Annotated in this window: 22 protein-coding genes; 16 read left to right on the forward strand and 6 right to left on the reverse strand. The window is 46.1% G+C overall.

Annotated features, from left to right (window positions below; translation table 11 throughout):
- Positions 1-42 precede the first annotated feature (42 nt).
- On the reverse strand, positions 43-516 hold the full coding sequence (locus KO537_RS20835; RefSeq protein WP_113940228.1) for a peroxiredoxin: 474 nt from the start codon (positions 514-516) through the stop codon (positions 43-45).
- A gap of 80 nt (positions 517-596) precedes the next feature.
- The gene (locus KO537_RS20840) at positions 597-1,541 is read right to left on the reverse strand and encodes a choice-of-anchor H family protein (RefSeq protein WP_212599488.1); all 945 of its coding nucleotides are present in this window, start codon (positions 1,539-1,541) and stop codon (positions 597-599) included.
- Positions 1,542-1,908: 367 nt separating this feature from the next.
- Between KO537_RS20840 and KO537_RS20845 the strand changes: the two genes are divergently transcribed.
- From KO537_RS20845 to KO537_RS20890, 10 genes are all read left to right on the forward strand, one after another.
- A complete protein-coding gene (locus KO537_RS20845) occupies positions 1,909-2,211 on the forward strand; it encodes a PepSY domain-containing protein (RefSeq protein ID WP_105250671.1) in 303 nt (100 codons plus the stop codon).
- 2 nt (positions 2,212-2,213) lie between these two features.
- Complete coding sequence (locus tag KO537_RS20850) at positions 2,214-2,909, forward strand: response regulator transcription factor (protein ID WP_113940226.1); 696 nt, start codon at positions 2,214-2,216, stop codon at positions 2,907-2,909.
- Positions 2,902-4,266 carry an ATP-binding protein gene (locus KO537_RS20855; RefSeq protein WP_105250673.1) on the forward strand — a complete coding sequence of 455 codons (1,365 nt, stop codon included), beginning with the start codon at positions 2,902-2,904 and terminating at the stop codon, positions 4,264-4,266. The genes KO537_RS20850 and KO537_RS20855 overlap by 8 nt, the downstream gene beginning before the upstream one ends.
- A 148-nt stretch (positions 4,267-4,414) precedes the next feature.
- Positions 4,415-5,917, forward strand: a complete 1,503-nt coding sequence (locus tag KO537_RS20860; protein ID WP_219235622.1) for a DUF3300 domain-containing protein — start codon at positions 4,415-4,417, stop codon at positions 5,915-5,917.
- 259 nt (positions 5,918-6,176) lie between these two features.
- The gene (locus KO537_RS20865) at positions 6,177-6,827 is read left to right on the forward strand and encodes an alpha/beta hydrolase (protein ID WP_219235623.1); all 651 of its coding nucleotides are present in this window, start codon (positions 6,177-6,179) and stop codon (positions 6,825-6,827) included.
- A gap of 69 nt (positions 6,828-6,896) precedes the next feature.
- The gene (locus tag KO537_RS20870; RefSeq protein ID WP_105250676.1) at positions 6,897-7,070 is read left to right on the forward strand and encodes a YezD family protein; all 174 of its coding nucleotides are present in this window, start codon (positions 6,897-6,899) and stop codon (positions 7,068-7,070) included.
- Between the two features lie 89 nt (positions 7,071-7,159).
- On the forward strand, positions 7,160-8,173 hold the full coding sequence (locus tag KO537_RS20875; RefSeq protein WP_219235625.1) for a sulfate ABC transporter substrate-binding protein: 1,014 nt from the start codon (positions 7,160-7,162) through the stop codon (positions 8,171-8,173).
- A gap of 68 nt (positions 8,174-8,241) precedes the next feature.
- Positions 8,242-9,066, forward strand: coding sequence for a sulfate ABC transporter permease subunit CysT (cysT, locus tag KO537_RS20880; RefSeq protein WP_011790693.1), 825 nt, complete (start codon positions 8,242-8,244; stop codon positions 9,064-9,066).
- 4 nt (positions 9,067-9,070) lie between these two features.
- Positions 9,071-9,922, forward strand: coding sequence for a sulfate ABC transporter permease subunit CysW (cysW, locus tag KO537_RS20885; protein ID WP_014609850.1), 852 nt, complete (start codon positions 9,071-9,073; stop codon positions 9,920-9,922).
- 27 nt (positions 9,923-9,949) lie between these two features.
- Entirely contained in the window at positions 9,950-11,014 is a 1,065-nt protein-coding gene (locus KO537_RS20890; protein ID WP_173248327.1) for a sulfate ABC transporter ATP-binding protein, read from the forward strand.
- 24 nt (positions 11,015-11,038) lie between these two features.
- On the opposite strand, the gene KO537_RS20895 is transcribed toward KO537_RS20890, so the two are convergent.
- Positions 11,039-11,515, reverse strand: a complete 477-nt coding sequence (locus tag KO537_RS20895) for a cytoplasmic protein (protein ID WP_219235627.1) — start codon at positions 11,513-11,515, stop codon at positions 11,039-11,041.
- Positions 11,516-11,612: 97 nt separating this feature from the next.
- Positions 11,613-15,260, reverse strand: a complete 3,648-nt coding sequence (locus KO537_RS20900) for an EAL domain-containing protein (RefSeq protein WP_219235628.1) — start codon at positions 15,258-15,260, stop codon at positions 11,613-11,615.
- Between the two features lie 615 nt (positions 15,261-15,875).
- Here KO537_RS20900 and KO537_RS20905 point away from each other — a divergent pair.
- The 6 genes from KO537_RS20905 (at position 15,876) to cyoE (ending at position 21,449) form a co-directional block, all read left to right on the forward strand.
- Positions 15,876-16,265: a hypothetical protein gene (locus KO537_RS20905; protein ID WP_219235629.1), complete on the forward strand. Its 390-nt coding sequence runs from the start codon at positions 15,876-15,878 to the stop codon at positions 16,263-16,265.
- A 189-nt stretch (positions 16,266-16,454) separates the two neighbouring features.
- On the forward strand, positions 16,455-17,558 hold the full coding sequence (cyoA, locus tag KO537_RS20910) for a ubiquinol oxidase subunit II (protein ID WP_219235631.1): 1,104 nt from the start codon (positions 16,455-16,457) through the stop codon (positions 17,556-17,558).
- A gap of 2 nt (positions 17,559-17,560) precedes the next feature.
- Complete coding sequence (cyoB, locus tag KO537_RS20915) at positions 17,561-19,540, forward strand: cytochrome o ubiquinol oxidase subunit I (protein ID WP_219235633.1); 1,980 nt, start codon at positions 17,561-17,563, stop codon at positions 19,538-19,540.
- Position 19,541: 1 nt separating this feature from the next.
- Complete coding sequence (gene cyoC / locus KO537_RS20920; protein WP_011787513.1) at positions 19,542-20,162, forward strand: cytochrome o ubiquinol oxidase subunit III; 621 nt, start codon at positions 19,542-19,544, stop codon at positions 20,160-20,162.
- Positions 20,162-20,503: a cytochrome o ubiquinol oxidase subunit IV gene (gene cyoD / locus KO537_RS20925; RefSeq protein WP_219235635.1), complete on the forward strand. Its 342-nt coding sequence runs from the start codon at positions 20,162-20,164 to the stop codon at positions 20,501-20,503. Before cyoC ends, cyoD begins: the two co-directional genes overlap by 1 nt.
- Before the next feature lie 13 nt (positions 20,504-20,516).
- On the forward strand, positions 20,517-21,449 hold the full coding sequence (gene cyoE, locus KO537_RS20930; protein ID WP_219235637.1) for a heme o synthase: 933 nt from the start codon (positions 20,517-20,519) through the stop codon (positions 21,447-21,449).
- Positions 21,450-21,560: 111 nt separating this feature from the next.
- On the opposite strand, the gene KO537_RS20935 is transcribed toward cyoE, so the two are convergent.
- Together KO537_RS20935 and KO537_RS20940 are read right to left on the reverse strand one after the other, a co-directional pair.
- A complete protein-coding gene (locus KO537_RS20935) occupies positions 21,561-22,085 on the reverse strand; it encodes a protein disulfide oxidoreductase (protein WP_219235706.1) in 525 nt (174 codons plus the stop codon).
- A gap of 25 nt (positions 22,086-22,110) precedes the next feature.
- Complete coding sequence (locus KO537_RS20940; protein ID WP_219235640.1) at positions 22,111-23,019, reverse strand: thioredoxin domain-containing protein; 909 nt, start codon at positions 23,017-23,019, stop codon at positions 22,111-22,113.
- Between the last annotated feature and the right edge of the window lie 9 nt (positions 23,020-23,028).

A 23,028-nucleotide genomic window follows, 5' to 3' on the forward strand; every position in this document is an offset into this window, starting at 1 on the left:
GGCTGGCTTTGGTCACATCCAAACTTCATGTCTTAAATACGCTTAGATAGCGGCCAAAACAACTTCAGCTTTACTGGCTTCAAAAGCCTTTGGCTCTTCTACATTCAGTAGAGTCACTACACCGTTATCGATGATCATGGCGTAACGTTGTGAACGCACGCCACCAAAACCGGCAGTATCCATCTCTAAACCTAAGGCTTTAGTAAAGCTGGCATCGCCATCGGCTAACATCATTAATTCAGAGGCATTTTGTGCTTCGCCCCACGCTTTCATCACAAAGGCATCGTTCACAGCAACACAGGCAATCAAATCCACGCCTTTCGCTTTAAATTGATCGGCTAATACCACATAGCCAGGTAAATGCGCTTCAGAACACGTTGGAGTAAAAGCACCTGGCACTGCAAACAATACGACTTTTTTACCCGCGAACAATTCGGTAACTTGGTGATTCACCATGCCATCTTTAGTCAGTTGACCTAATGTGGCAGCAGGTAATGTTTGACCTTGAGCAATCATGTCTTTCTCCATTTAGTTAAAATAACTCATCCATACTAGCCCTATTTACCGCAGATAAACACCGAGAGAAATAAGGGCGATTAGGCTCGAGTTCGATTCAACCGCAGCCCCGCACACAAACTAAGACATAACAAACCTAATACTGAGAAGGCGCCGCCACTTTCCTCAACAACGATAATGTCGGGCTCTCTGTCTCGATCGCTACTCTCCAATGGCAGCGCATACAAACTATCGGTCTCATCGGCGCTAATGGTCGCAACAATATCGCTGTAACCCACTTCATACACATCAATCAACACATCATAGTGATCCGTCGCATAACCCGTGTAGAGCGTGGTCAACACTTCGTAATCGTCCTGTGTCGAATCGCCGTAAATGGTAAATACGTCTGTGGTGTAGTAATGCACCCAAGGGCCACCATCACGACTGAGATAAAGCTCGGCAAATAAATCAGCTCTTTCATTAAGATATGAACCATTGACATCAACGTCGAAGGTCACGCTAAACGTTTGATAAAACCCATCGTAGTCAAAGTCTTCAAACAAACGACTGCTGGCATCAAAAATCGAAAAGCTGTGATACACAGGTGCGCGGTAGGGATCTTCACTGGTCGCACTCGAACTCGGAATCCCTTGGCTCGCATGTTTCGCTGTTACTTGCTCACGCGTCATCGGCGAGGCGCCCATAAGTTGCACTCGGTTTACCGTCGGCGCTTTGGATGATAAGGCTGGCGCCAAGGATTTCACGGCCGCAGCGGCGACTTCAGTGACATTTTTTGCGGGCGCGGCTTGTTGTAACAAAGCTAAAGCTTGTTGTTCCTGCTCAGCAGCTTGCTCGCTATTTTCTGCTTTTTTGGCAATACCAACGCTGGCTGCAGTAAATGGCGTTAAGCTTTGCGATGACTCCAGTTCGCGGGGCTGAGCGCTAGCGGCAGGGGACGCTAAAAACAGCGCAGCAATAGCCGTTGCCATAAACAGCTTAATATTAACTGTGGCTGCCATATCTTGCTTATTGAGTGTGTTCATCTTGAATATCCTATGGATAACCCGTTCAAATTGGAGCTATTAAAGTGCAATGAAGGTGAACATAAGCTGAACATCAACGCTCACTGTTCTCAGCCAGAAGATACGTTCAGCCCGAGTTCATCTGGAATGGGTAACACTCACAAAACTTAAACGATACAAGCGCGAGCATAGAGATAGACTCGCCAACAGAACTTCAGTTCTGTCACGAATAACAAAATAACTGTCAGAGTTAATTTTGAAGGAATTGTGCCAACCAATTGGCTGATCTCTATGTGTTTGTTAAGGTGATGAGGTATTCTTAGTCGACTCGATAAGTTATCCATCTCACTCATTAACTTAAGATCGCTGAACATTGCGGGTACCCGATATGAAACTTGGTTTGACCTTGGCCCTAATCACTTGCTTATCAGCCTCCTTTGGTTGCATAGCAGGTAATGATAGACATGATGATCGCAATCAGCCTCGTAACCAAGGTGCGAAGAATGAACAGCGCCGTCTGGCGGTCAATAGCCCTGATCAAGCGGTGGCAATGGCGCAACGACAATTTCAAGGCAAAGTATTGAGCGTACAATCCAGCGGATCGGGATATCGTATTAAAATCCTCAATAATGATGGCCAAGTATTTTCTGTTTCAGTAGATGCCGCAACGGGCCGAGTCTCGAGGAACTAACGATGCGATTGTTACTAGTTGAAGATGATATAGAACTACAGACTAACTTAAAGCAACATCTCCTCGATGCCCATTACAGTATCGATGTGGCGAGTGATGGTGAAGAAGGCTTATTTCAAGCGCTCGAATACAACTATGATGCAGCAATTATCGATGTAGGTTTACCTAAACTCGATGGTATCGCCTTGATCCGTAGCGTGCGTGAACAAAAACGCGACTTTCCTATCCTGATTTTAACCGCAAGGGACAGTTGGCAAGATAAGGTTGAAGGACTCGATGCCGGTGCCGACGACTATCTGACGAAACCTTTCCATCCCCAAGAACTCATCGCACGACTAAAAGCCCTGATCCGTCGCTCCGCCGGTAAGGCCAGCCCCCTGATCTACAACGGCCCCTTTAGCCTTAACACCAGCAGTCTAGAAGTACGTAAAGGCGAAGAACTGGTTAACCTCAGCGGCTCTGAATACAAGTTATTCGAATTTTTTATGTTGCATCAGGGCGAAGTCAAATCAAAAACCGTCCTCACAGAGCACATCTACGATCAGGATTTTGATTTAGATTCTAACGTCATCGAAGTCTTTATCCGCAGGTTACGCAAAAAACTCGATCCTGATAATCAATACAACCTGATTGAAACCCTGCGCGGCCAAGGTTATCGCCTAAAAGCGTTAACGTCTGGGCAAGCAACCGATGAGTAAACGCGCCATGGCGTGGCAAGTGCTGAACTCCCTAAAAGCACGCTTAGTTGCCAGCGCGCTATTATTTATCTTAGTGTTATTACCCTTGATCGGCGTTGCCTTAAACGATGCCTTTACTGAACAAGTTAAAAGCGCAACCAAGAATGAACTCAGTGCCTATGTCTATTCAATTCTCGCGGTGACTGAAGTCGAAAACAAACAAATATCTATCCCAGAGTTAGTGCTAGAGAATCGTTTTAACCTCATTCAATCAGGACTGTATGCCATTGCAACCACTGAAGACGCCAGCGGCAAACAAGATATAGTGTGGCACTCGCAATCTTTTATGGGGATTACGCCACCGCCACATTTTACCATCCCAGCCACAGGTCAAAGCGCATTTGAGCAAATCGAGCTCGCCGATCAACTCCATTTGATTTATAGCTTTAGTGTCAGTTTTGCCAGCCAAAATCAAAACGTGCCAGTGACAATCCACATCATTAAAGACGAGCGAGAATTTCAGCAGCAAATTGATCAGTTTAATCAACAGCTTTGGACTTGGCTGCTGATCTTAATGTTAGTCATGTTAGTGTTTCAATTAAGTTGGTTACTGTGGACGTTACGACCTTTAGCACGCTTTACCCAAGAGTTACATTCCGTCGAGCAAGGTAAGTCGATGCAGCTAAGTAGCCAGTACCCCACTGAATTACAAGCGGTTGCTCGGCAGCTTAATATTTTGCTCAATACCGAACAAACCCAACGAAAACGCTATCGTAATGCCTTGGCCGACCTAGCCCATAGCCTCAAAACACCACTGGCGGTGATCAAGAGTCAGGCCGACTTAAGCGAATCCTCCAGTGAGCAAGTATCAGTGATCAGCCGGATCATTGGCCACCAGCTAAAACGCGCCCAAACCGCAGCGGCGGCCTCGTGGCATTTAGGTATTCGTGTCGATGAAGTCGCCGCTAAGTTATTACGCACATTAGCTAAAATTTATCGAGAGCCACAAATCAATCTCAGCGGCGAGATGGTAGAACACGCAGTATTCAAGGGGGATGAAGCAGATCTGACTGAAATTCTAGGCAATTTACTCGACAACGCCTGTAAAGCCGCGAAGTCTACGGTGACATTAACGGTCACAGGCGATGCCTATCAACTGCTAATCTGTATCGAAGATGATGGCCCAGGGATCAGTGAAGCCCTGCAAAATCAAATCTTTGAACGTGGTATTCGCGCAGACTCCTACCTTCAAGGTAATGGTATTGGGCTTGCTATCGTGCGCGATTTAGTCGACAGCTATAACGGCAGAATTTCTGTCTCTCGTTCAGAAACCTTAGGTGGAGCCAAATTTAGCATCAGCTTTGCACACTCAGTTTAAGTCATTATTTTCAATGTGATAGATTTATGACTTCTCCTAAAATTTGGCTATTAATAAATTTTTAACCGCAAAACACTTTCAGCTTATGTTCATATTCACACGCCTAATATGCCCATAACATCCTCGAACAGGATTATTGGAGCAAACCATGAACAGACTACATCGATGGAATTGGCTAGTGTTAACGGCGGCATTAGTGGCCTTGCCTTTCACTACCACAGCACAGGCTGCGGGCATATCTGCGAGCCAAGGATCGAGCACCGCGGCAAGCCAAGCCGAACTCGAACAAATGCTGGCGCCTATTGCCCTGTATCCCGATAGCTTACTGACCCACATACTTATTGCCTCAACTTATCCACTCGAAATAGTGCAGGCACAGCGTTGGTTAACCCAGCGCCCCAAATCATCGATCGACCAAATTATGTCGCAAGCCGAAGATCAGGACTGGGACCCGAGCGTCAAAGCCTTGCTGGCCTTCCCGACGCTGCTACAAAAAATGAGTGAAGATCTCGAATGGACTCAAAGACTCGGTGAAGCTTTCTTAGAAGATGAAGGCCAAGTGATGAACAGCATTCAGTCCCTAAGACAACAGGCTGATAAAGCGAATAGCTTAGCGGACATGGATAACATGGCAATTACCCGCGCCAACAATCAGATCATCATAGAACCCGCTAAGCGAGAAATCGTCTACGTCCCCTATTACGATCCACGCGTGGTTTACGGCACATGGCGTTGGGGTGTGGCTTATCCTCCTGTATATTGGGAATTTGGCGGCTATGCTGGCTATCCCTATCGTCCGAGTCATAACCATTTCTACTGGTCACCGGGCATCCATATTTCCTTTAACTACTTCTTCAGTTCGTTCCACTGGCACAACCATAAAGTGGTGGTGATCGACTATCGCCATTCACACCGATATCGCCCACGGGAAAGATACAGTGTTAGCCATGGCGCACAACCTTGGAAACATAAACCCGAACATAGACGCGGTGTGAGTTATCACAATCCAGTGGTGAAACAACGCTATTACCATGATGATAAATATCGCGGCAGAGATTCACACTCAAGCGGCAGTAAACAGCACTTCAATAGCCAATATTCGAAGTCTAAAGAACGTCAAGATACCCATAGTAATCTGGGTAATATGAGTAATCAGGGCAATAAAAGTCGTGATAATAAAGACTATCATAACGTCAGCCGTGAACGTGATAACCGCGCGCCGAGTTATCAGAAAACACAAGCCGAGTTAAAGGAACGTCGCTCCGCCCCTATGGTACAAACACCAACCCACAAGGAGCGTAATGACATGCAATCAAGACCCGTACAATCAAAGCCAATGTCATCAAAGGAGCCTCAGCAAAGGCAATATCAAACTCGGGAGTCACAGCCGCGTAATGTCGAACAACAAAGGTCACAGTCACAAAGGCAAGAAAAACCAAGAACTATGACCCCAAGAGTTGAAACGCCACGACCTGAAACAAGACGTACAGAGCCACAACGGATTGAACAACCAAGACAAGCAGCGCCTAGACAACACGAAGAAGTGAGAGTGAGACAAAGTGAGCCACGCCAAAATGCGCAAACCGCTCGCTCGGTAGAACATAACCAAGGTCGATCAACTCAAAGCCAAGAACGCCGTCATAGGGAATAACAAGATATAAACTGAAAACGAGTGCCCAGAAGACTCACCCTCTTACTGGGCATTTTTATGGATTATTTATCTGTAACATCACCTCACAAAGGCAACTTCCTCCAGAGTTAAGATCCTAAATACATCCCATATTCCAAAATGAACTATAAATAACAATTTTAATAACCAAATTTGCAGATATAGTCAGAGTGCGAGTCAAACTGGCTTCATCCGGTCGTCATTTGGCTCTCTTATCAACTCACATCTTGGAGGATGAAATATGGCAACCTTATTAATTGTGCCAGGGTTTGGTGGTAGCGGCCCTTTACATTGGCAAAGTTGGATTGCACAAAAATATGAATCAGCTATATGGGTCAATGACTTACCACTATTGGAGCCTAAGATTCATATCTGGGCCAATGCCATTTGCCGCGCAATCGATCAAATCGAAGGTGAAATCCTCATCCTCGCCCACAGTTTTGGCTGTTTAGCGACAAGCCTTGCCATCGCTCATCATCCACAGCGGGTAGCAGCAGCTATTTTAGTTGCGCCAGCATCACCAGCACGATTTTCTGAGAATGGACACATTCTGCCTGAACACGATGGCACTCAAACGATCAAACACTTGTTGCCAAAACATCCCTTAGGTGTCGCAGGGCTTGTCATTGCCAGTGAAAACGATCCTTGGATGCCCTTTAATCAAGCTGCAAAACTGGCAAAGAAATTTGGATTCCCAACAATCAACTTAGGGTTAAGTGGCCACATTAATGTCGATTCCGGACATGGACAGTGGCCCCTCATTGATGTGCTTATTGGTAATCTTATCTATCAAATAGAAAGTGCAACTCAGAGCCTGTCTAACGATCTCACAAACTCAAACACACAAAAGACACACTTATTACATAAAAGAATATCAAATCGCAAAATGTAACTTTTTAGTTATCAATATTTGATTATAATTCCAATTACGTTGTCAAAAACCACTTACATGAGGACTTATATGGCAACCAAAGAAGATCTACAAACCGTGATCCCCGTGCTCGTCAATAGTTTAGAAAAACTACTGGGTAGAATTGAGTTTGGGACAGTGGAATTAACCTTTCACCATGGGAAATTAGTGCAATTAGAAAAGAAAGAAAAAATTCGTTTAGACCAAGTTACGCCGTCGAAATAAAAACGAAATTTACCACCCAATCAACACAGTTAGACCACATCGCTGACCGGTCAACCGGAAGCCTTATTAAATAATATGAGGATTTCGGTATGAATATTTTATCTCACCTACAAAAAGCAACACTCACCTTAGTTTTGGCCTCTACTAGTTTTCTCGCACTCGCTGAAGATACGCTATTGAATGTTTCCTATGATCCAACCCGTGAATTCTATCGGGAATATAACCAAATCTTCAGCCAATACTGGCAAAAACAAGGCCATAAAGCCCCAACCATACGTCAATCTCACGGTGGTTCAGGCTCGCAAGCTCGCTCAGTTATTGATGGATTAGAAGCGGATGTTGTCACTCTGGCACTGGCCTATGACGTTGATGCATTAAGGCAAAAAGCGGATTTAATTCCTGAAAATTGGCAAAGTCGCCTACCACACAATAGCTCGCCCTATACCTCGACAATAGTGCTATTGGTTCGCAAGGGAAATCCCAAAAATATCCATGACTGGAATGACTTAGTTCGTGAAGGTGTAGAGGTCATTACCCCAAATCCTAAGACTTCAGGCGGGGCGCGCTGGAACTATCTCGCCGCTTGGGGTTATGCACTGAAGCAATACGGCTCAGAAGAAAAAGCGTTAGAGTTTGTCACTCAGATTTATAAAAACGTACCTGTGCTGGACTCTGGCGCCCGTGGCGCAACCAATACCTTTGTACAGCGTAAAATTGGCGATGTGTTCATCGCTTGGGAAAATGAAGCCATATTATCAGTTGAGCAGTTAGGAAAAGGTGAATTTGAAATCATTGTTCCAAGTGTCAGCATTCTTGCCGAGCCACCAGTGACAGTGGTAGATAAAAATGTCGATCGCAAAGGGACACGTAAGTTAGCAGAAGCTTACTTAGCACATCTCTATACTGATGAAGCACAACACCTAGCTGCAAAACACTTTTATCGCCCGACAAACCCAGACATTGCGTTGCAATACAAAGACAAGTTTCCACAACTGACGCTCTTTACCATTGATGAGGTTTTTGGTGGCTGGAACAAAGCACAAAAAACTCATTTTAATGATGGTGGTCAATTCGATTCTATTTTAACCAAGATTAGCAAGTAATCTTTTACGCGGTTTCACTCATACGAAACCGCCCATGAGTTTCACTTATCTCGCGACGGAATAATGATATGAGCAAGGTTGTCATAAAATCTGTGCTACCTGGATTTGGTATTACCTTAGGCTTCTCAGTTTTATATTTAAGTTTGCTATTTCTTATTCCTGTAGCCGGATTAGTTCTGTTTACGCTGCAAATGAGTTGGGCTGACTTTTGGGTCGCCATTAGTCATCCTCAGGTTGTAGCCTCATACAAGCTGTCATTTACGGCGTCTTTTATTGGCGCCAGCATTAATGCCATTTTTGGGACTCTCGTCGCTTGGGTGTTAGTACGTTATCAATTTTTTGGTAAAAAAGTCGTCGATGCTTTAGTCGATCTGCCTTTTGCCTTACCGACGGCTGTCGCAGGTATCGCGCTCGTAACGCTTTATTCGACTACCGGGTGGGTAGGTCAATATTTACACTTATGGGGTATTAAAGTCGCCTACAGTCAAATTGGTGTTGTGATCGCCTTAACTTACATTGGATTGCCCTTTGTCGTACGAACAGTACAACCGGTTTTGGCTGATTTTTCGAAAGAACTGGAAGAAGCTTCTGCATCCCTCGGTGCTAATCGATTAACCACCATAAGAAGAGTGATCCTACCTGCGGTATTACCTGCATTATTAACGGGTTACGCCTTAGCCTTTGCACGTGCAGTGGGCGAATATGGTTCCGTCATTTTTATCTCGGGCAATTTGCCCTATCGCACCGAAATTACTCCGCTACTGATAGTGTCCAAAGCTGAGCAATATGACTATAACGGCGCTGCGGCTATCGGCGTGGTCATGCTCGCAGCAGCTTTCCTCTTATTGTTATTAATTAATAGCCTACAGTGGTGGGCGAGTAAAAGAGGTTAAGTCTATGGGCCAAATATCGACTGTAAATCATCAAGCTACCACTGAGGCACCTTGGATAAAGTGGAGTTTAATCGGGATCGCATTAAGCTTTCTCGCACTGTTTCTGGTTTTGCCATTAGCGGTTGTGCTCTACGGCGCCTTCGAAGCGGGTCTCAAGGTCTGGTGGCAAGCCGTGACCGATCCCGATGCGCTCGCTTCCATTCGCCTCACCTTGTTAGTGTTAATTATTGTTGTACCCACTAATGCTATTTTTGGTGTCGCCATCGCTTGGGCCATTGCTAAATTTGAGTTTAGAGGCAAAACCATACTGATCTCGATAATCGATATGCCCTTCGCCATTTCACCCGTCGTGGTCGGGCTGATTTTTGTGATCCTCTTCGGTGCCCAAGGCTGGTTTGGGCCTTGGCTTGCTGCCCATGATTTAAAAGTGATTTTTGCCGTTCCGGGCATAGTCATTGTCATCATGTTCGGCACTTTACCCTTTATTGCCCGTGAACTCATCCCACTGATGCAGCAACAGGGCAAAGATGAAGAAGAGGCCTCACTCACCCTAGGTGCCAGTGGTTTAAAGACCTTTTGGTACGTCACGTTACCAAATATTAAGTGGGGCTTACTCTACGGCGTGATCCTGTGTAATGCCCGTGCTATGGGCGAGTTTGGTGCGGTAGCAGTGGTCTCTGGGCGCATTCGCGGTGAGACCAATACTATGCCGCTACACATAGAAGTGCTTTATAACGAATACATGTTTACGGCCGCGTTTGCCGTGTCATCCCTGCTCACAGGTTTAGCACTGGTCACTATAGTGCTGAAAAGCCTCGTGGAGTGGAAAGATGAGCGCAAACATCAAATTAACTAAACGCAACGTCCTTGGGAACAGAGCATTATGAGCATACACATTCAACAAGTTAATAAGCGTTTTAGTGATTTTGTTGCCGTAGACTCGGTCAATTTAGAGATCAAAACCGGAGAGCTGACGGCCCTTTTAGGCCCATCCGGCTCAGGCAAAACAACTTTACTCAGGATTATTGCCGGACTCGAACAGGCCGACAGTGGCATAGTCAGATTTAATGGCGAAGACATTACCACACAGCATGTGAGTGAACGCGGTGTCGGTTTTGTATTCCAACATTACGCCCTATTTAAACATATGACTGTATTCGAAAATGTCGCCTATGGACTCACAGTCAGACCACGAAAAACACGTCCGAGTAAGGCAGACATTGCCGATAAGGTGCATTCATTACTCAAACTCGTCCAATTAGATTGGACTGCTAATCGCTATCCATCACAACTTTCAGGCGGTCAAAGGCAACGCATCGCACTCGCCCGCGCGCTTGCGGTCGAACCTAAGGTTCTACTGTTAGACGAACCCTTTGGCGCGCTCGATGCAAAAGTGCGCGCAGAATTACGCCGCTGGTTAAGACGCTTACACGATGAGATTAATGTCACTACCGTATTTGTGACCCATGATCAGGAAGAAGCACTCGAAGTCGCAGACAAAATCGTGGTGATGAATCAAGGCCGTATCGAGCAGCAAGGTACGCCAGAAGAAGTCTATGATAATCCAAGCAATCCTTTTGTGTACGAGTTTCTTGGCAATGTGAACCTATTTCATGCCCGAGTAAAACAAGGGCATAGCACTATAGGCAATATTCACATTCCCTCACCTGAGCACACGATTAACGAAGAGCAACAAGGCTTAGCCTATGTGCGCCCACACGAAATCGAAGTACTGACACAACCAACTGAAAATGCCCTTAAAGTCAGTTTAGACTTAGTGACCATAGTTGGCCCAGCAGTGAGATTAGAAGTCCTAACTGAGCTAGATAACCAACTGATCCATGTTGAATTATCTAAAGTGCAATTTAAACAGCTTGGCATAAACAAAGGTGATAGCGCTTGGATCCAGCCGCGCTATACCAAAGTCTTTTTAGGGGAAGGTATTTAGCCACTCACCGCCCTAATCAATAGATCAGAACTTCAAGGTCAAGGACTGACCTTCTCCCATTCCCTGCCACTCAACACTCAAATCCATAATCTCATTGAGAATATGATCAAAATCTATTTGGTTAACAATAGGAACTGCTAAGTCTCGACTGCTACAGGCTTGCTCTAACTGATAAATAAAGCCGTCATAGGTTGGCGTTTCACCCGACCACAGTAGCGACTGCAGGGTCTCAACTATGGATTCGGTTTGCCACACCTCCGTTTTATCAGCGATGGCACGGGAGGTTTCATTATGCTCTAAGGTAAAGCTGATATCGGCGCCAGCTCTGATCTGCGAGAAGAAAGCACCTTGAATATGCAGACGTTTTTCAACCACATAGTGGATCATATCGTGAGGTGCTATACCTTGTTCTGGCATTTGGGTTTGGGTCGCACTACCGTCCATGCGCACACAACGCAACTGGCCATAACGCTGAGTACCTTTAGTGAAGATGACTTGCATAAAACCATCCTTAGTATTTTGATTAACGCATGCATAATGCGAACTCAAGTATAGTCCAACTCTGCGCCAGCATTAGAAAAACAACAACACTCTGCCGTTATAAATTACGCTGGATAAAGCGGAAACACTCTTCTGCCGCTAAGGGTTTACTAAAGTAAAACCCTTGCACTAAGTCGCACCCCATACTCGACAATAATACCAATTGCGCCTCGTTTTCAACCCCTTCAGCGACCACAGTTAACCCCAATTCATGGGACATAGAAATAGTTGCAGCGCTAATGGCTGCATCGTTCGAGTCGGTCTCAATATCCTTCACAAAGGATCGGTCGAGCTTTAACCTGTCTAAGGGCAAGAGTTTCAAATAGGATAAAGAGGAATATCCTGTACCAAAATCATCGATGGCGAGCTCGATACCATGTTGGCGCAATTCCGCTAATAAGCGCGCATTCTGCTCAGGATATTGCATCGCCACACTCTCGGTAATCTCCAGCTCCAGTGCGCCTTTGCCCAACTTGTGCTTCACCAACACATTGGTAATATCGGCGACTATCGTATCCTTACGGAGTTGATGCGCTGACAGATTCACTGCCATTCGCAATTCAGTGGCACCCGCAGCGCGCCAGACAGCAAGTTGCGCCATCGCCGTTTCTAACACCCATTGGCCAATTGGGATGATCATGTCAATCTCTTCGGCAATGGGAATAAAACGGTCAGGCGCTATCATGCCAAATTCGGGATGCTGCCAGCGCACAAGCGCTTCGACACTGACCACTTGCCCGCTTCTAATATCAATTTGTGGCTGATAATGCAGCCGCAATTCGTCGTTTGCTAACACTTGCCTCAGGCCAGTTTCAATATGCTGGCGCTCAGTGATCAAGGTGTTCATTGCCGCAGTAAAGAATTGATAGTTATTGCGTCCAGCCGCTTTTGCGCGGTACATGGCCATATCGGCATTTTTCATCAAGGCTTCAACACTGTCACCATCATTGGGGAATAAACTGATCCCTATACTTGGCGATGAATGTAATGCTTGATTATTAATCACATAGGTTTGACTCAAACCACTGCGCAGCGCCTCGGCTAAACTGGCCACTTCATCATGGTTTGTATCGGACAAGGCAACCACAAACTCATCGCCTCCCAAACGCGCCACAGTATCATTATCACCAACGATGTATTTCAAACGTCGGGCCACCTCTAGCAGCAGTTGATCGCCCACATGATGGCCCAAGGTATCGTTGATATTTTTAAAGTGATCCATGTCGATGAACATTACCGCTATTTGGCTGTGGGATACCAGAGCATCCTTAAACACCACTTCGAGGCGCGACTGCAAGCTCAGTCGATTAGGCAATAAGGTCAAAGAGTCATGATGGGCAAGGAAATGAATGCGTTCCTCACTGACTTTACGCTCACTGATATCGGTAAAGCTGCCAATATAGTGACTCACGGCACCAGAATCATCCCGCACCACAGACATCATCAACCATTTCGGGAAATCGTAGCCTTGTTTATGCCTATCCCAGACTTCACCTTGCCAGAAACCCGTTTGTTCGAGGGCTGCACGGACTTGAGAATCGATACTTTTATCCGTTCGTTCAGCCTCTATAAAACGGCAGTTTTTACCAATAATGTCCTCTCGGGAATAACCCGTGATCTGAGAAAATGCGCTATTCACATCCACAATGATATCGTTGGCATCCATAATCGTGATGCCTTCACCACTCTGCTGAAATACTTGCGCCAAGAGATTTACCCGCGCAACGGTACGCTCCTGCTCGGTAATATCTTCGACGATAAACAAAATTAGCTGTTCACCATTGGCACCAGTAACTAAAGCCCCGTTAAGGCGCACCGCCACTAATTGGCCATTTTTATGTAAATAATGCTTCTGATAGGGACCATAACGGCGCGTCTGCTTTAAGCGCTCTAATTGCTCTTCTTCACTTAATTGATAACGCTTTGGGGTAAGATCCCAAGGATCAAGTTGATTAAGCTCATCGAGTGAATAACCCGTAATCGCTTGAAAGGCGGGGTTAATCGCCACAAATTGACCATCGTCTAAACGTTTAAGCACATGCCCCACAGGGGCCTTATCAAATAGGTTTCGATATTTTTGCTCACTTTCGACCAAGGTAGCTTGAAAAGCCTGACGGCGGGCAATTTCCTTCGACAATGCCATGGTTTTTTCTGTCACTTTTTCGGCAATACGTTGGCGCTCGCCGGAGGAAACCAGTGTCATGCCGCCCACGACCGCACAAGTGATAAAGGCGAGCAGCAGCATTAGTAGCGATAAGCTAAAAGTATCGCCCATCAGCACCGCATAGGATTGATAAATCACTATATGCCAATGACGATCCGCTAACATCAGGTTTGCCTGAAAATACTGCCCAGTTTTATCGCTGAAGAGCTTGCTGCTAAATTCAGGAAACGATTTTTGAGTATTGCTATAAAGTAAGGTACCGCCCGCACTCATATCTGTCAGTTGCCACTGCAACCCTTTTACACTATCAACATCATCAATAATGCCTTGCAAATCAATTACGGCTGAACAAAACCCTGAGATCTTACCCAATCTGTCAAAAGCAGGAGCAATGAGTAAAGTGCCACCAGGACCATTGGGATCTTGTGCTAATTGAATCTTGGCTGTCATCACGGGTGCTAACGTCGCACGCACTTTTGCTATGGCTGCGGCTCGCGTCGGCTCACTATTGAGATCCAATCCCAAGGCCGCTTCGTTACCTATCTGCGGCTGAATATACATCACAGGGACTAGCCAACCATCAGTATTCGCCTGCCAGCCTTCGGGACGAGTCACTTTGTAGGAACCACCAACCACAGAACGAATGGATGCCTCAAAACTTTGCTGATCGGCTGCCGCCACAAGCGGTGACCAAGACCAAGCTCTAAAGCCATCCTTCATCAACATATTGCGTTTGCCAAACTGTACAAACTCATCCTCAGAAACCTGCTCGCTATTATCGAACAAGCTTGCTAAGGCAACAATTTGTTGGAGGTTAGCATCTTGAAAACTTTCAATATTGCTAATAATCGCATTAGATTGAACCAGAAACTTATCCCGTAACTGTTGGCGCTGATTCATATCTGAGTAGTAATAAATCCCCACGCAAAATAAAAAACCCACCAGCAAAGGCACACCCGTCTGAATGCGGCGAGAACGCCAAATAACTCGCTTATCAAATAACAACATAGTCAGAGGGATAAAAATCACGGCACCGAGCAAATCCCCAGTCCACCAATTTATTAAACTACCCAGTAAATCGGACTGTGGAATCGTACCGTTAATCACTAAGGAGAAATTGCCAAAAACAGTCGCTACAGTACAAGTTAAAGCTAAACTCAAGCAGGATTTAATGACGGCGTTAGGATTATCTAGGGTGAATAAATGATCGACTCGCCCAAGAACATAGGCAGAAAGCACTGCCTGTATAGATGAGCCAATTGAAATCGCAAAGGGCAACCACCCCCAATGGATATGTCCGCTGATGTTGAGATTAATCAACAAAGAACCAATGAACACGCCAATCCAAGGCGCATATTCCTTCCATAAAACACAAGCGGCAATAGCAATACCTGCGGCAGGCCAAATTGCAGCAGAATATCCAGGCGGCAAAGCAATCATCAAACCAATTTTACCTACAATAACGTAAGCTAAGGCGATGAAAATGTTTACCTTAAGGTATGGGATAAATGACTTTATGTGTAGTCCTTCATGCTGACGCACTTCGAGAATTGAGAAGCATCATGCCCTACTCACAGGCTCAATCTCAAGCACATATCAGGGGCGAGATAAGTTCACAGTTTAATAATCGGTTTATCTAATGTAAATAGCGTAAATGACTGACACAATCACTCATTTAACGTGATGTTTTTATTTGGGATGTCGATCTCAAATGTACTTAATCACACAGCCAAACTTGGCGAACCCAATCTTGCGACAAACAAGCTAACCCATCAAGACAACTATCGGCAACATTAGCCCCGCCATAGAAGTTAAGCTTAGTCTTTTTGCGGGTAAAGCTAACATGTTTATGGGGGCTATAATCAACTCAATGACACCACAAGCAAACCAACTTTAGTCAAAATGAATAAATGAGAGGCTTCACAATTTTTTATTTTATGAGAACAAAATCAGTTTAAATACCGTTAATTCTGTAAGGACAATGATCCAATTTAGTTTTAATTAAGGTTTTTTTAATACTAAAGCCCTTTTACTACGGGGATCCGCTTTCATTCAATAGCCGCTTCTTGGTATCCTCCTGCCGCATAAAAAAGTTACATGCTGAATATTTTTTGTTCTGCCTACTGACTCCCTTTCCCGTTCAACCGGACCCGTTAATTGAAATTAGCTCTTAGCCAATTCATTGCTGAAAGATTGAACCTGATTATTCGGTTTTCAACCTTTAGCATGACAAACCTAACCCTGTTTTTCGGGTTATTGTTTGTGCTGCCTGTAGCTGACGTTTTATCCGTGTTGATCGGCGGTTGTGTCGATATTAGTGAATTAATCAGCCTCAGCAATGGCTTTTTAGTCGAGTTTATCGGCGCCAGTCTGCTCAGCCTATTATTGCTCAACCCCCTCGTTATTCTGCAGTTATGGCATTTAATCGACTCCTGCTTCAAATTTTTCAATCATCTCGATTTAACTAACGCTTCACTTTTTTTAGCACCCCCAAGGCTAAAATCCCTCGAACATACCGCCCACGGTTGTCGCGCGCCGCCATTTTAACCCTCTGTTTTTAAATTAAAATTAAGCATTAAGCGCTGAAAGCTGATCTTCGATTGGCCTCGGAATGGCGGCACATTGTTGTGTCATGCCTCTTGGGTCTCAGGATTTGCGCTCAGATAACGCCGCTTAGTGCGACTGCCGGTTAACGCTTGGCAGAGTTGTAAACCTTAGGGTTAGAGGAATCTTCCTTTGTTAATTCGAAAATTAAGTAAAGCAGCAATCGCGGCAGTAGCACTCATGCTCGCGGGTTGTGATGGCGGTGTGTTGGACCCTAAGGGCCAAATCGGTATCGATGAAAAACACCTGATTATCGTCGCCACCCTACTCATGCTCATTGTCGTTATCCCTGTGATTGCCATGACATTGTACTTCGCGTGGAAATACCGCGATGGCCGTGATCAGGAAATCTATGCGCCTAAATGGGCACACTCAACGGCGATTGAAACCGTCGTGTGGATAGTGCCGATTGTGATCGTGATAGTGCTAGGTGTGATCACTTGGGGTTCGACCCATGATCTTGATCCATATAAACCTTTAGAACACGAAGCTAAACCCGTCACGGTTGAAGTAGTGTCGCTGGACTGGAAATGGTTATTCATTTATCCAGAACAAGGCGTGGCATCGGTCAATGAGTTGGCGTTCCCAGCCAATGTGCCGGTGAACTTTAAGATCACCTCTGACACTGCGATGAACTCCTTCTTCATCCCTCAGTTAGGCAGCCAGATTTATTCTATGGCGGGCATGACCACTAAATTGCATTTGATCGCTAACGAACCAGGCACCTTCGACGGTATCTCGGCTAACTACAGCGGCGCCGGATTTGCGGGCATGAAGTTTAAAGCGATTGCTACTCAAACACCTGCCGACTTCGATGCATGGGTTGCCAAGTTAAAACAACAGGGCAAAACATTGGACTCAGCGGCCTATGCCACACTGGCTAAACCGAGTGAATACAACCCAGTTGAATACTTTGGCTCAGTGAGCAAAGGGATGTTTGACCAAATCGTGATGCAATACATGCACATGGACTCACATGAGAGCATGAAAGGTCACGAAGGAATGGACATGCACGCAGGCATGGAACACATGGGCACTGAGCACACATCTGACATGGCAGACATGAAAGGTATGCACGACATGGCACATATGGCAGGCGAGCACGCGATGGAAAATACACAGAACATGGCCGACATGGATAGCTCAACACCTTCTGTACCGTCATTAACACAAGACTCATCCACAGAACCTTCATCCTTAGAGCACTCATCCACTCATAAAGTGGAGGCGGAGTAATCATGTCATTTCTCGGTAAATTAAGCTTAGATGCGATTCCGTATCACGAGCCCATCATCATGGTGACCCTAGCGGTCGTCGCTGTGGTAGGTTTGTATATCGCAGCCTTGATCACTAAACACAAAAAATGGAGCGTACTCTGGAATAATTGGTTAACCTCAGTTGACCATAAACGCCTCGGTATCATGTACATAGTGTTGGCTTTGGTGATGCTCATTCGTGGCTTCTCCGATGCCATTATGATGCGTACCCAGCAAGCACTCGCCACCAACGGCGCCGCAGGTTATCTGCCGCCAGAACACTACGACCAGATCTTCACCGCCCACGGCGTGATCATGATTATCTTTATGGCGATGCCATTTATGATAGGTCTGATGAACTTAGTAGTGCCGCTGCAGATTGGCGCACGCGACGTTGCCTTCCCCTTCTTGAATAACCTCAGTTTCTGGCTGACCGCCTCTGGCGCTGTGCTGATCAATATTTCATTGGGTTTAGGTGAATTTGCTAAGACAGGTTGGGTGGCGTATCCCCCCCTCTCAGAACTGGCTTACAGTCCGGGGGTTGGAGTCGATTACTATATCTGGGCACTGCAAATTTCAGGCATAGGGACAACCTTAACCGGGGTGAACTTTATCGCCACCGTACTTAAGATGCGTGCCCCAGGCATGAAGCTGATGCAAATGCCAATCTTCACTTGGACTTGTACTTGGGCGAACATTTTGATCGTCGCGTCATTCCCTATCTTAACCGCCGTGCTAGCCATGTTAACGCTCGACCGTTATATGGATTTCCACTTTTTCACCAATGACGGTGGCGGTAACGCCATGATGTATATCAACCTGTTTTGGGCATGGGGACATCCTGAAGTTTACATCCTGATTTTGCCTGCTTTTGGTATTTTCTCCGAGGTGATCTCAACCTTTACGGCTAAGCGTTTGTTCGGTTACACCTCTATGGTGTGGGCGAGCGGTGCGATTTCAATTTTAGGTTTCATCGTTTGGTTACACCACTTCTTCACTATGGGCTCAAGTGCCAACGTCAACGCCTTCTTCGGGGTGATGACTATGGTGATTGCGGTTCCAACCGGGGTAAAACTGTTTAACTGGTTGTTCACTATCTACCGTGGCCGCCTAAGGTTAACTGTACCTGTGTTGTGGACGCTAGGCTTTATGGTGACTTTCACCATAGGCGGTATGACAGGTGTGCTATTAGCCTTACCGGGAGCCGATTACGTTCTACATAACAGTTTGTTTTTAATCGCGCATTTCCATAACACTATTATTGGTGGTGCGGTATTTGGTTACTTAGCAGGCTTTACTTACTGGTTCCCGAAAGCGACAGGTTTCCACTTGAATGAACGTTTAGGTAAAGCGTCATTCTGGTGTTGGCAAATCGGTTTCTATGTAGCCTTTATGCCGCTGTACGTATTGGGCTTTATGGGTATGACGCGCCGAATTAGTCATACGGATAACCCAGCATGGAACCTGTGGATCTACTTAGCCGCCGTGGGTGCTTGCATCATCATGGTCGGTATCATTCTGCAGTTTATCCAACTGTACGTGAGTATCCGTGACCGCGACCAAAACCGCGATACTACGGGCGATCCATGGAATGGCCATACTTTAGAGTGGTCAACCGCTTCTCCACCCCAGTGCTATAACTTCGCTAAGCTGCCACAGGTTGCTGATATCGATGCCTTTACCGATGCGAAAGAAAAAGGCTTGGCTTATCAAGGCCTCAAACACTATCAGCCAATCCATATGCCGAAAAATACCTCAAGCGGTATCTTAATGGCGCTGGGGATCACTGCCGCGGGTTTTGCCGCTATTTGGCACATTCTCTGGTTAGCCGTTGTGGGCTTAGTGGGCGCGTTTATCGTGTTCTTATTCCGTGCCTATAACAATGACGTCGACTATTACGTGCAACCCGATGAAGTGGCTCGCATTGAAAATGCCCACTTAAACAATGTAGTAAGGGGCTGATATGAGTATTGCAATCCCAGCAGATTTAGAAGTAGCTCACGCAGAAGATCATCACGAACACCATGATACGAGTGGCAACACTCTGTTTGGTTTTTGGATTTACCTGATGACCGACTGCATTTTGTTTGCCTCGGTTTTCGCAACCTATGCTGTGCTCTACATGAACACGGACGGTGGCGTTTCGGGTAAAGACATTTTCGAATTGGACTTTGTGCTGATCGAAACTGCCGCCCTGCTCGTTAGTAGTATTACCTATGGCATGGCGCTGATTTTTGCTAAACGCCATAACAAAGCCGCGACCTTGGCTTGGTTACTCGTCACCTTCGCCCTCGGTTGTGTGTTTATCGGGATGGAAGTCTATGAGTTCCATCACCTGATTGAACACGGCAATGGCCCACAGCGTAGCGCTTTCCTGTCGTCCTTCTTCACCCTTGTCGGTATGCACGGCTTGCACGTGACCGCAGGTCTGATTTGGATGGCGATTATGATGATTGAAGTGGCGAAAACCGGTTTAGGTCATCGCAGCATCACCCGCCTGAGCTGCTTAAGCCTGTTCTGGCATTTCCTCGACATAGTGTGGATTTGTGTATTCACGGTCGTGTATTTATTGGGAGCACTGTAATGAGCGCACATAGTCATACTGATAAGCATATCCATGGCACTGACGATCTGGCCGCGAGCATTAAGTCATATCTAATAGGCTTTGTGCTGTCAGTGGTATTAACCGCCATTCCATTTTGGGCGGTAATGACCCATCACTTCGAGAAAGCGACCACCCTCAGCTTAGTGCTAGTGATGGCGATAGTGCAGATAGTGGTACATCTTAAGTACTTCTTGCACTTAGATTTCTCGAAAGAAGGCAAAGTAAATACCTTCTCCTTCCTATTTACCGCCCTGATTATTGTCATGGTCGTCGGCCTGTCGGTGTGGATCATACTCGAAGCCAACGCTTTGATGATGTAACGAGAAACAGTCTATGCAAACACAAGACAGATTTATGTCACCGCAATGGAAAGCACGCTTCAAAGGGTATGTGCAGGTCACTAAGCCTGGCATCATTTTTGGGAATCTGATTTCCGTTGCTGGCGGTTTTTTATTAGCCGCCAAAGGCGACGTAAATTTGGTCTTGATGCTGGCGAGCTTAGTGGGATTGTCCTTGGTCGTAGCCTCGGGTTGCGCAATCAATAACTGTATTGACCGTGATATCGACGCCAAGATGCAGCGCACCTGCAAACGCGTCACTGTCACGGGCGAAATTGCCGTGGGTAACGTACTCGCGTTTGGACTCGCCTTAGGTGTGTTAGGCTTTAGCATCTTAGCCTTGTTTACCAATGCATTAGCCCTGCTATTTGCCGTTATTGGTTACATCGTTTATGTGGGGGTTTATAGCCTCTACATGAAACGTAACTCAGTGTATGGCACTTTAGTTGGCAGCTTCTCGGGCGCAGTACCGCCCGTGGTTGGCTATTGCAGTGTGACAGGGCAAATGGACATGGGCGCGGCTATTTTGCTGTTGATGTTCAGCCTATGGCAGATGCCACATTCCTATGCCATCGCGATTTTCCGTTTTAATGACTATGCGGCAGCCAATATTCCTGTGCTACCGGTTGCAGAAGGCATGACCAAGGCAAAACTGCATATCGTGCTTTATATTGCCGTGTTCGCCTTAGTCAGTGCGCTGCTGCCACTCGCAGGTTATACAGGTATCGCCTTTATGGCAGTCACCTGTGCCACTAGCCTGTGGTGGCTTGCCATGGCATTAAAAGGTTATCGCCACGGCGTCGACATGCACCGCTGGGCTCGCCAAGTATTTGGTTTTTCAATCATCACTATTACGGCGCTCAGTGTGACTATGGCGCTCGACTTCCAAGTTGTGAGTCAGGCACCACTACTCACTTTAGTGAAGTAAACCCTAAGCTTTCAGCTAGTTGTCTAGTCCTGAAATAAGTTGATAATACAAAAGCGCTAACCAAGATTAGCGCTTTTTTTCTCTCCTAAAACAGCCCCTGAAGCATCACTTCTAAGTGAACATCATTCGCCACCACATACCGGGTAGGCTAGTAAAGCCTGTCGTATAGTGTTTTAGCTCACCCTCTTTAAAGATCATAATGGTTGGCGTCGCCTGCAATGACCAATCTCGGGCTATTTTGCTGTCATTATCGTTAATAGTGTCAAAGCCATAGCCTTGATGCTGAAGATATTTTCTCAGTTTCTCATCCTCCCCCGAATTCATGGCAACCGTCACCACGGGGTAATATGCCGACATTTGATTGACCGCCGGACTGACAAAATTACACACAGGGCACCAAGTGCCCCAAAAGTATACCAATACCGCCTGATCTTGGCTTAACTTGGCAATATCAAGCGCTTCCCCAGCCAACGTCGTCCCTTGGAGCTGCGGCAAATTATCCCGCGGGATATCTTTGCCGCGCCAGATGTCCATCACGCTGGTCACGATAAGAGCAATGAGCAGCCAAAGTGCCAGCTGCTTAATCCAGCCCAATATGCGTTTAGATAAAGATGTCGAAACCTGTTCGGCGCTCATATTTTCAGTTTCCTTTGGCGGCATCTTAACTGCTCTTCTGCGTCTTATCTTTAGCGGCAATCGCGGCTTCAAGCTGCTCTTTTAACACTTCGTAAGGCACTAATCCGGGAATAAGCGTATCGGCCACTATCATACTTGGCGTGCCACCTATGCCTAACTCATTCATTAAATTAACATTGTCATCGACCATTTTAGCCACACGCTCATCTGTGTTGCCGACCCAACGCTCGGTTGCCGTCAGTTTAGCGACCTTAGCGATAGCGGCGGCATCGAGTCCACGCGGGCTCGACATCAACATATCCTTCACCTTGAGATACTTTTCAGGCTCGTTTAACCAAACCGTTTGGGCAAAATCGACCGCTATTTTGGAGCCTTCGCCCTGCAGCGGCACCATTTTGACTATGATTTTTAACTGCGGAAATTCTTCAATCAGCTGGTTCAGCGAAGGCTCGATTTTCTTGCAGTATGGGCAGTTAAAATCGGTGAAGTACACCATCTCAATCTCAGGTGCCGCAGAGCCCTTCCACGGATCGCTTTTGGTCTCATACATGGCTTTATGATGGGTTACTAGGCTCGTTTGCATGGCTGTATTGGCACCCTCTTGCTCCCTTGCTTGCCACGCAATAATTGCTTCTCTCATTAGGTCAGGATCATTGATCAAGGCATCTTTAAGAATCGCTCGGACCTCTTGCTGCTGGGCAGCCGATAAACTGCTGTCCTTGGCATAGGCCATGGTGCTCACCGAAGGCAAGGAAACCACCAGCATTGTCATGGCGACACCCGAGACAATAAACATCTGTAACTTGCGATTTTTCCGTAAAGAGCTAAATAAAGGACTAAATAAAGAGCTAAATTTCGACATTTGGGTGCCTCCAATGGCTTGAGTTTTCTGCATTGATTCAGTGTTGTTTTGTACTTCAATCTTCTGTTTCATAATCGATTT

Origin of the sequence: Shewanella sp. NKUCC01_JLK (genome assembly GCF_019345615.1) — a bacterium.
Classification (GTDB): domain Bacteria; phylum Pseudomonadota; class Gammaproteobacteria; order Enterobacterales; family Shewanellaceae; genus Shewanella; species Shewanella oncorhynchi.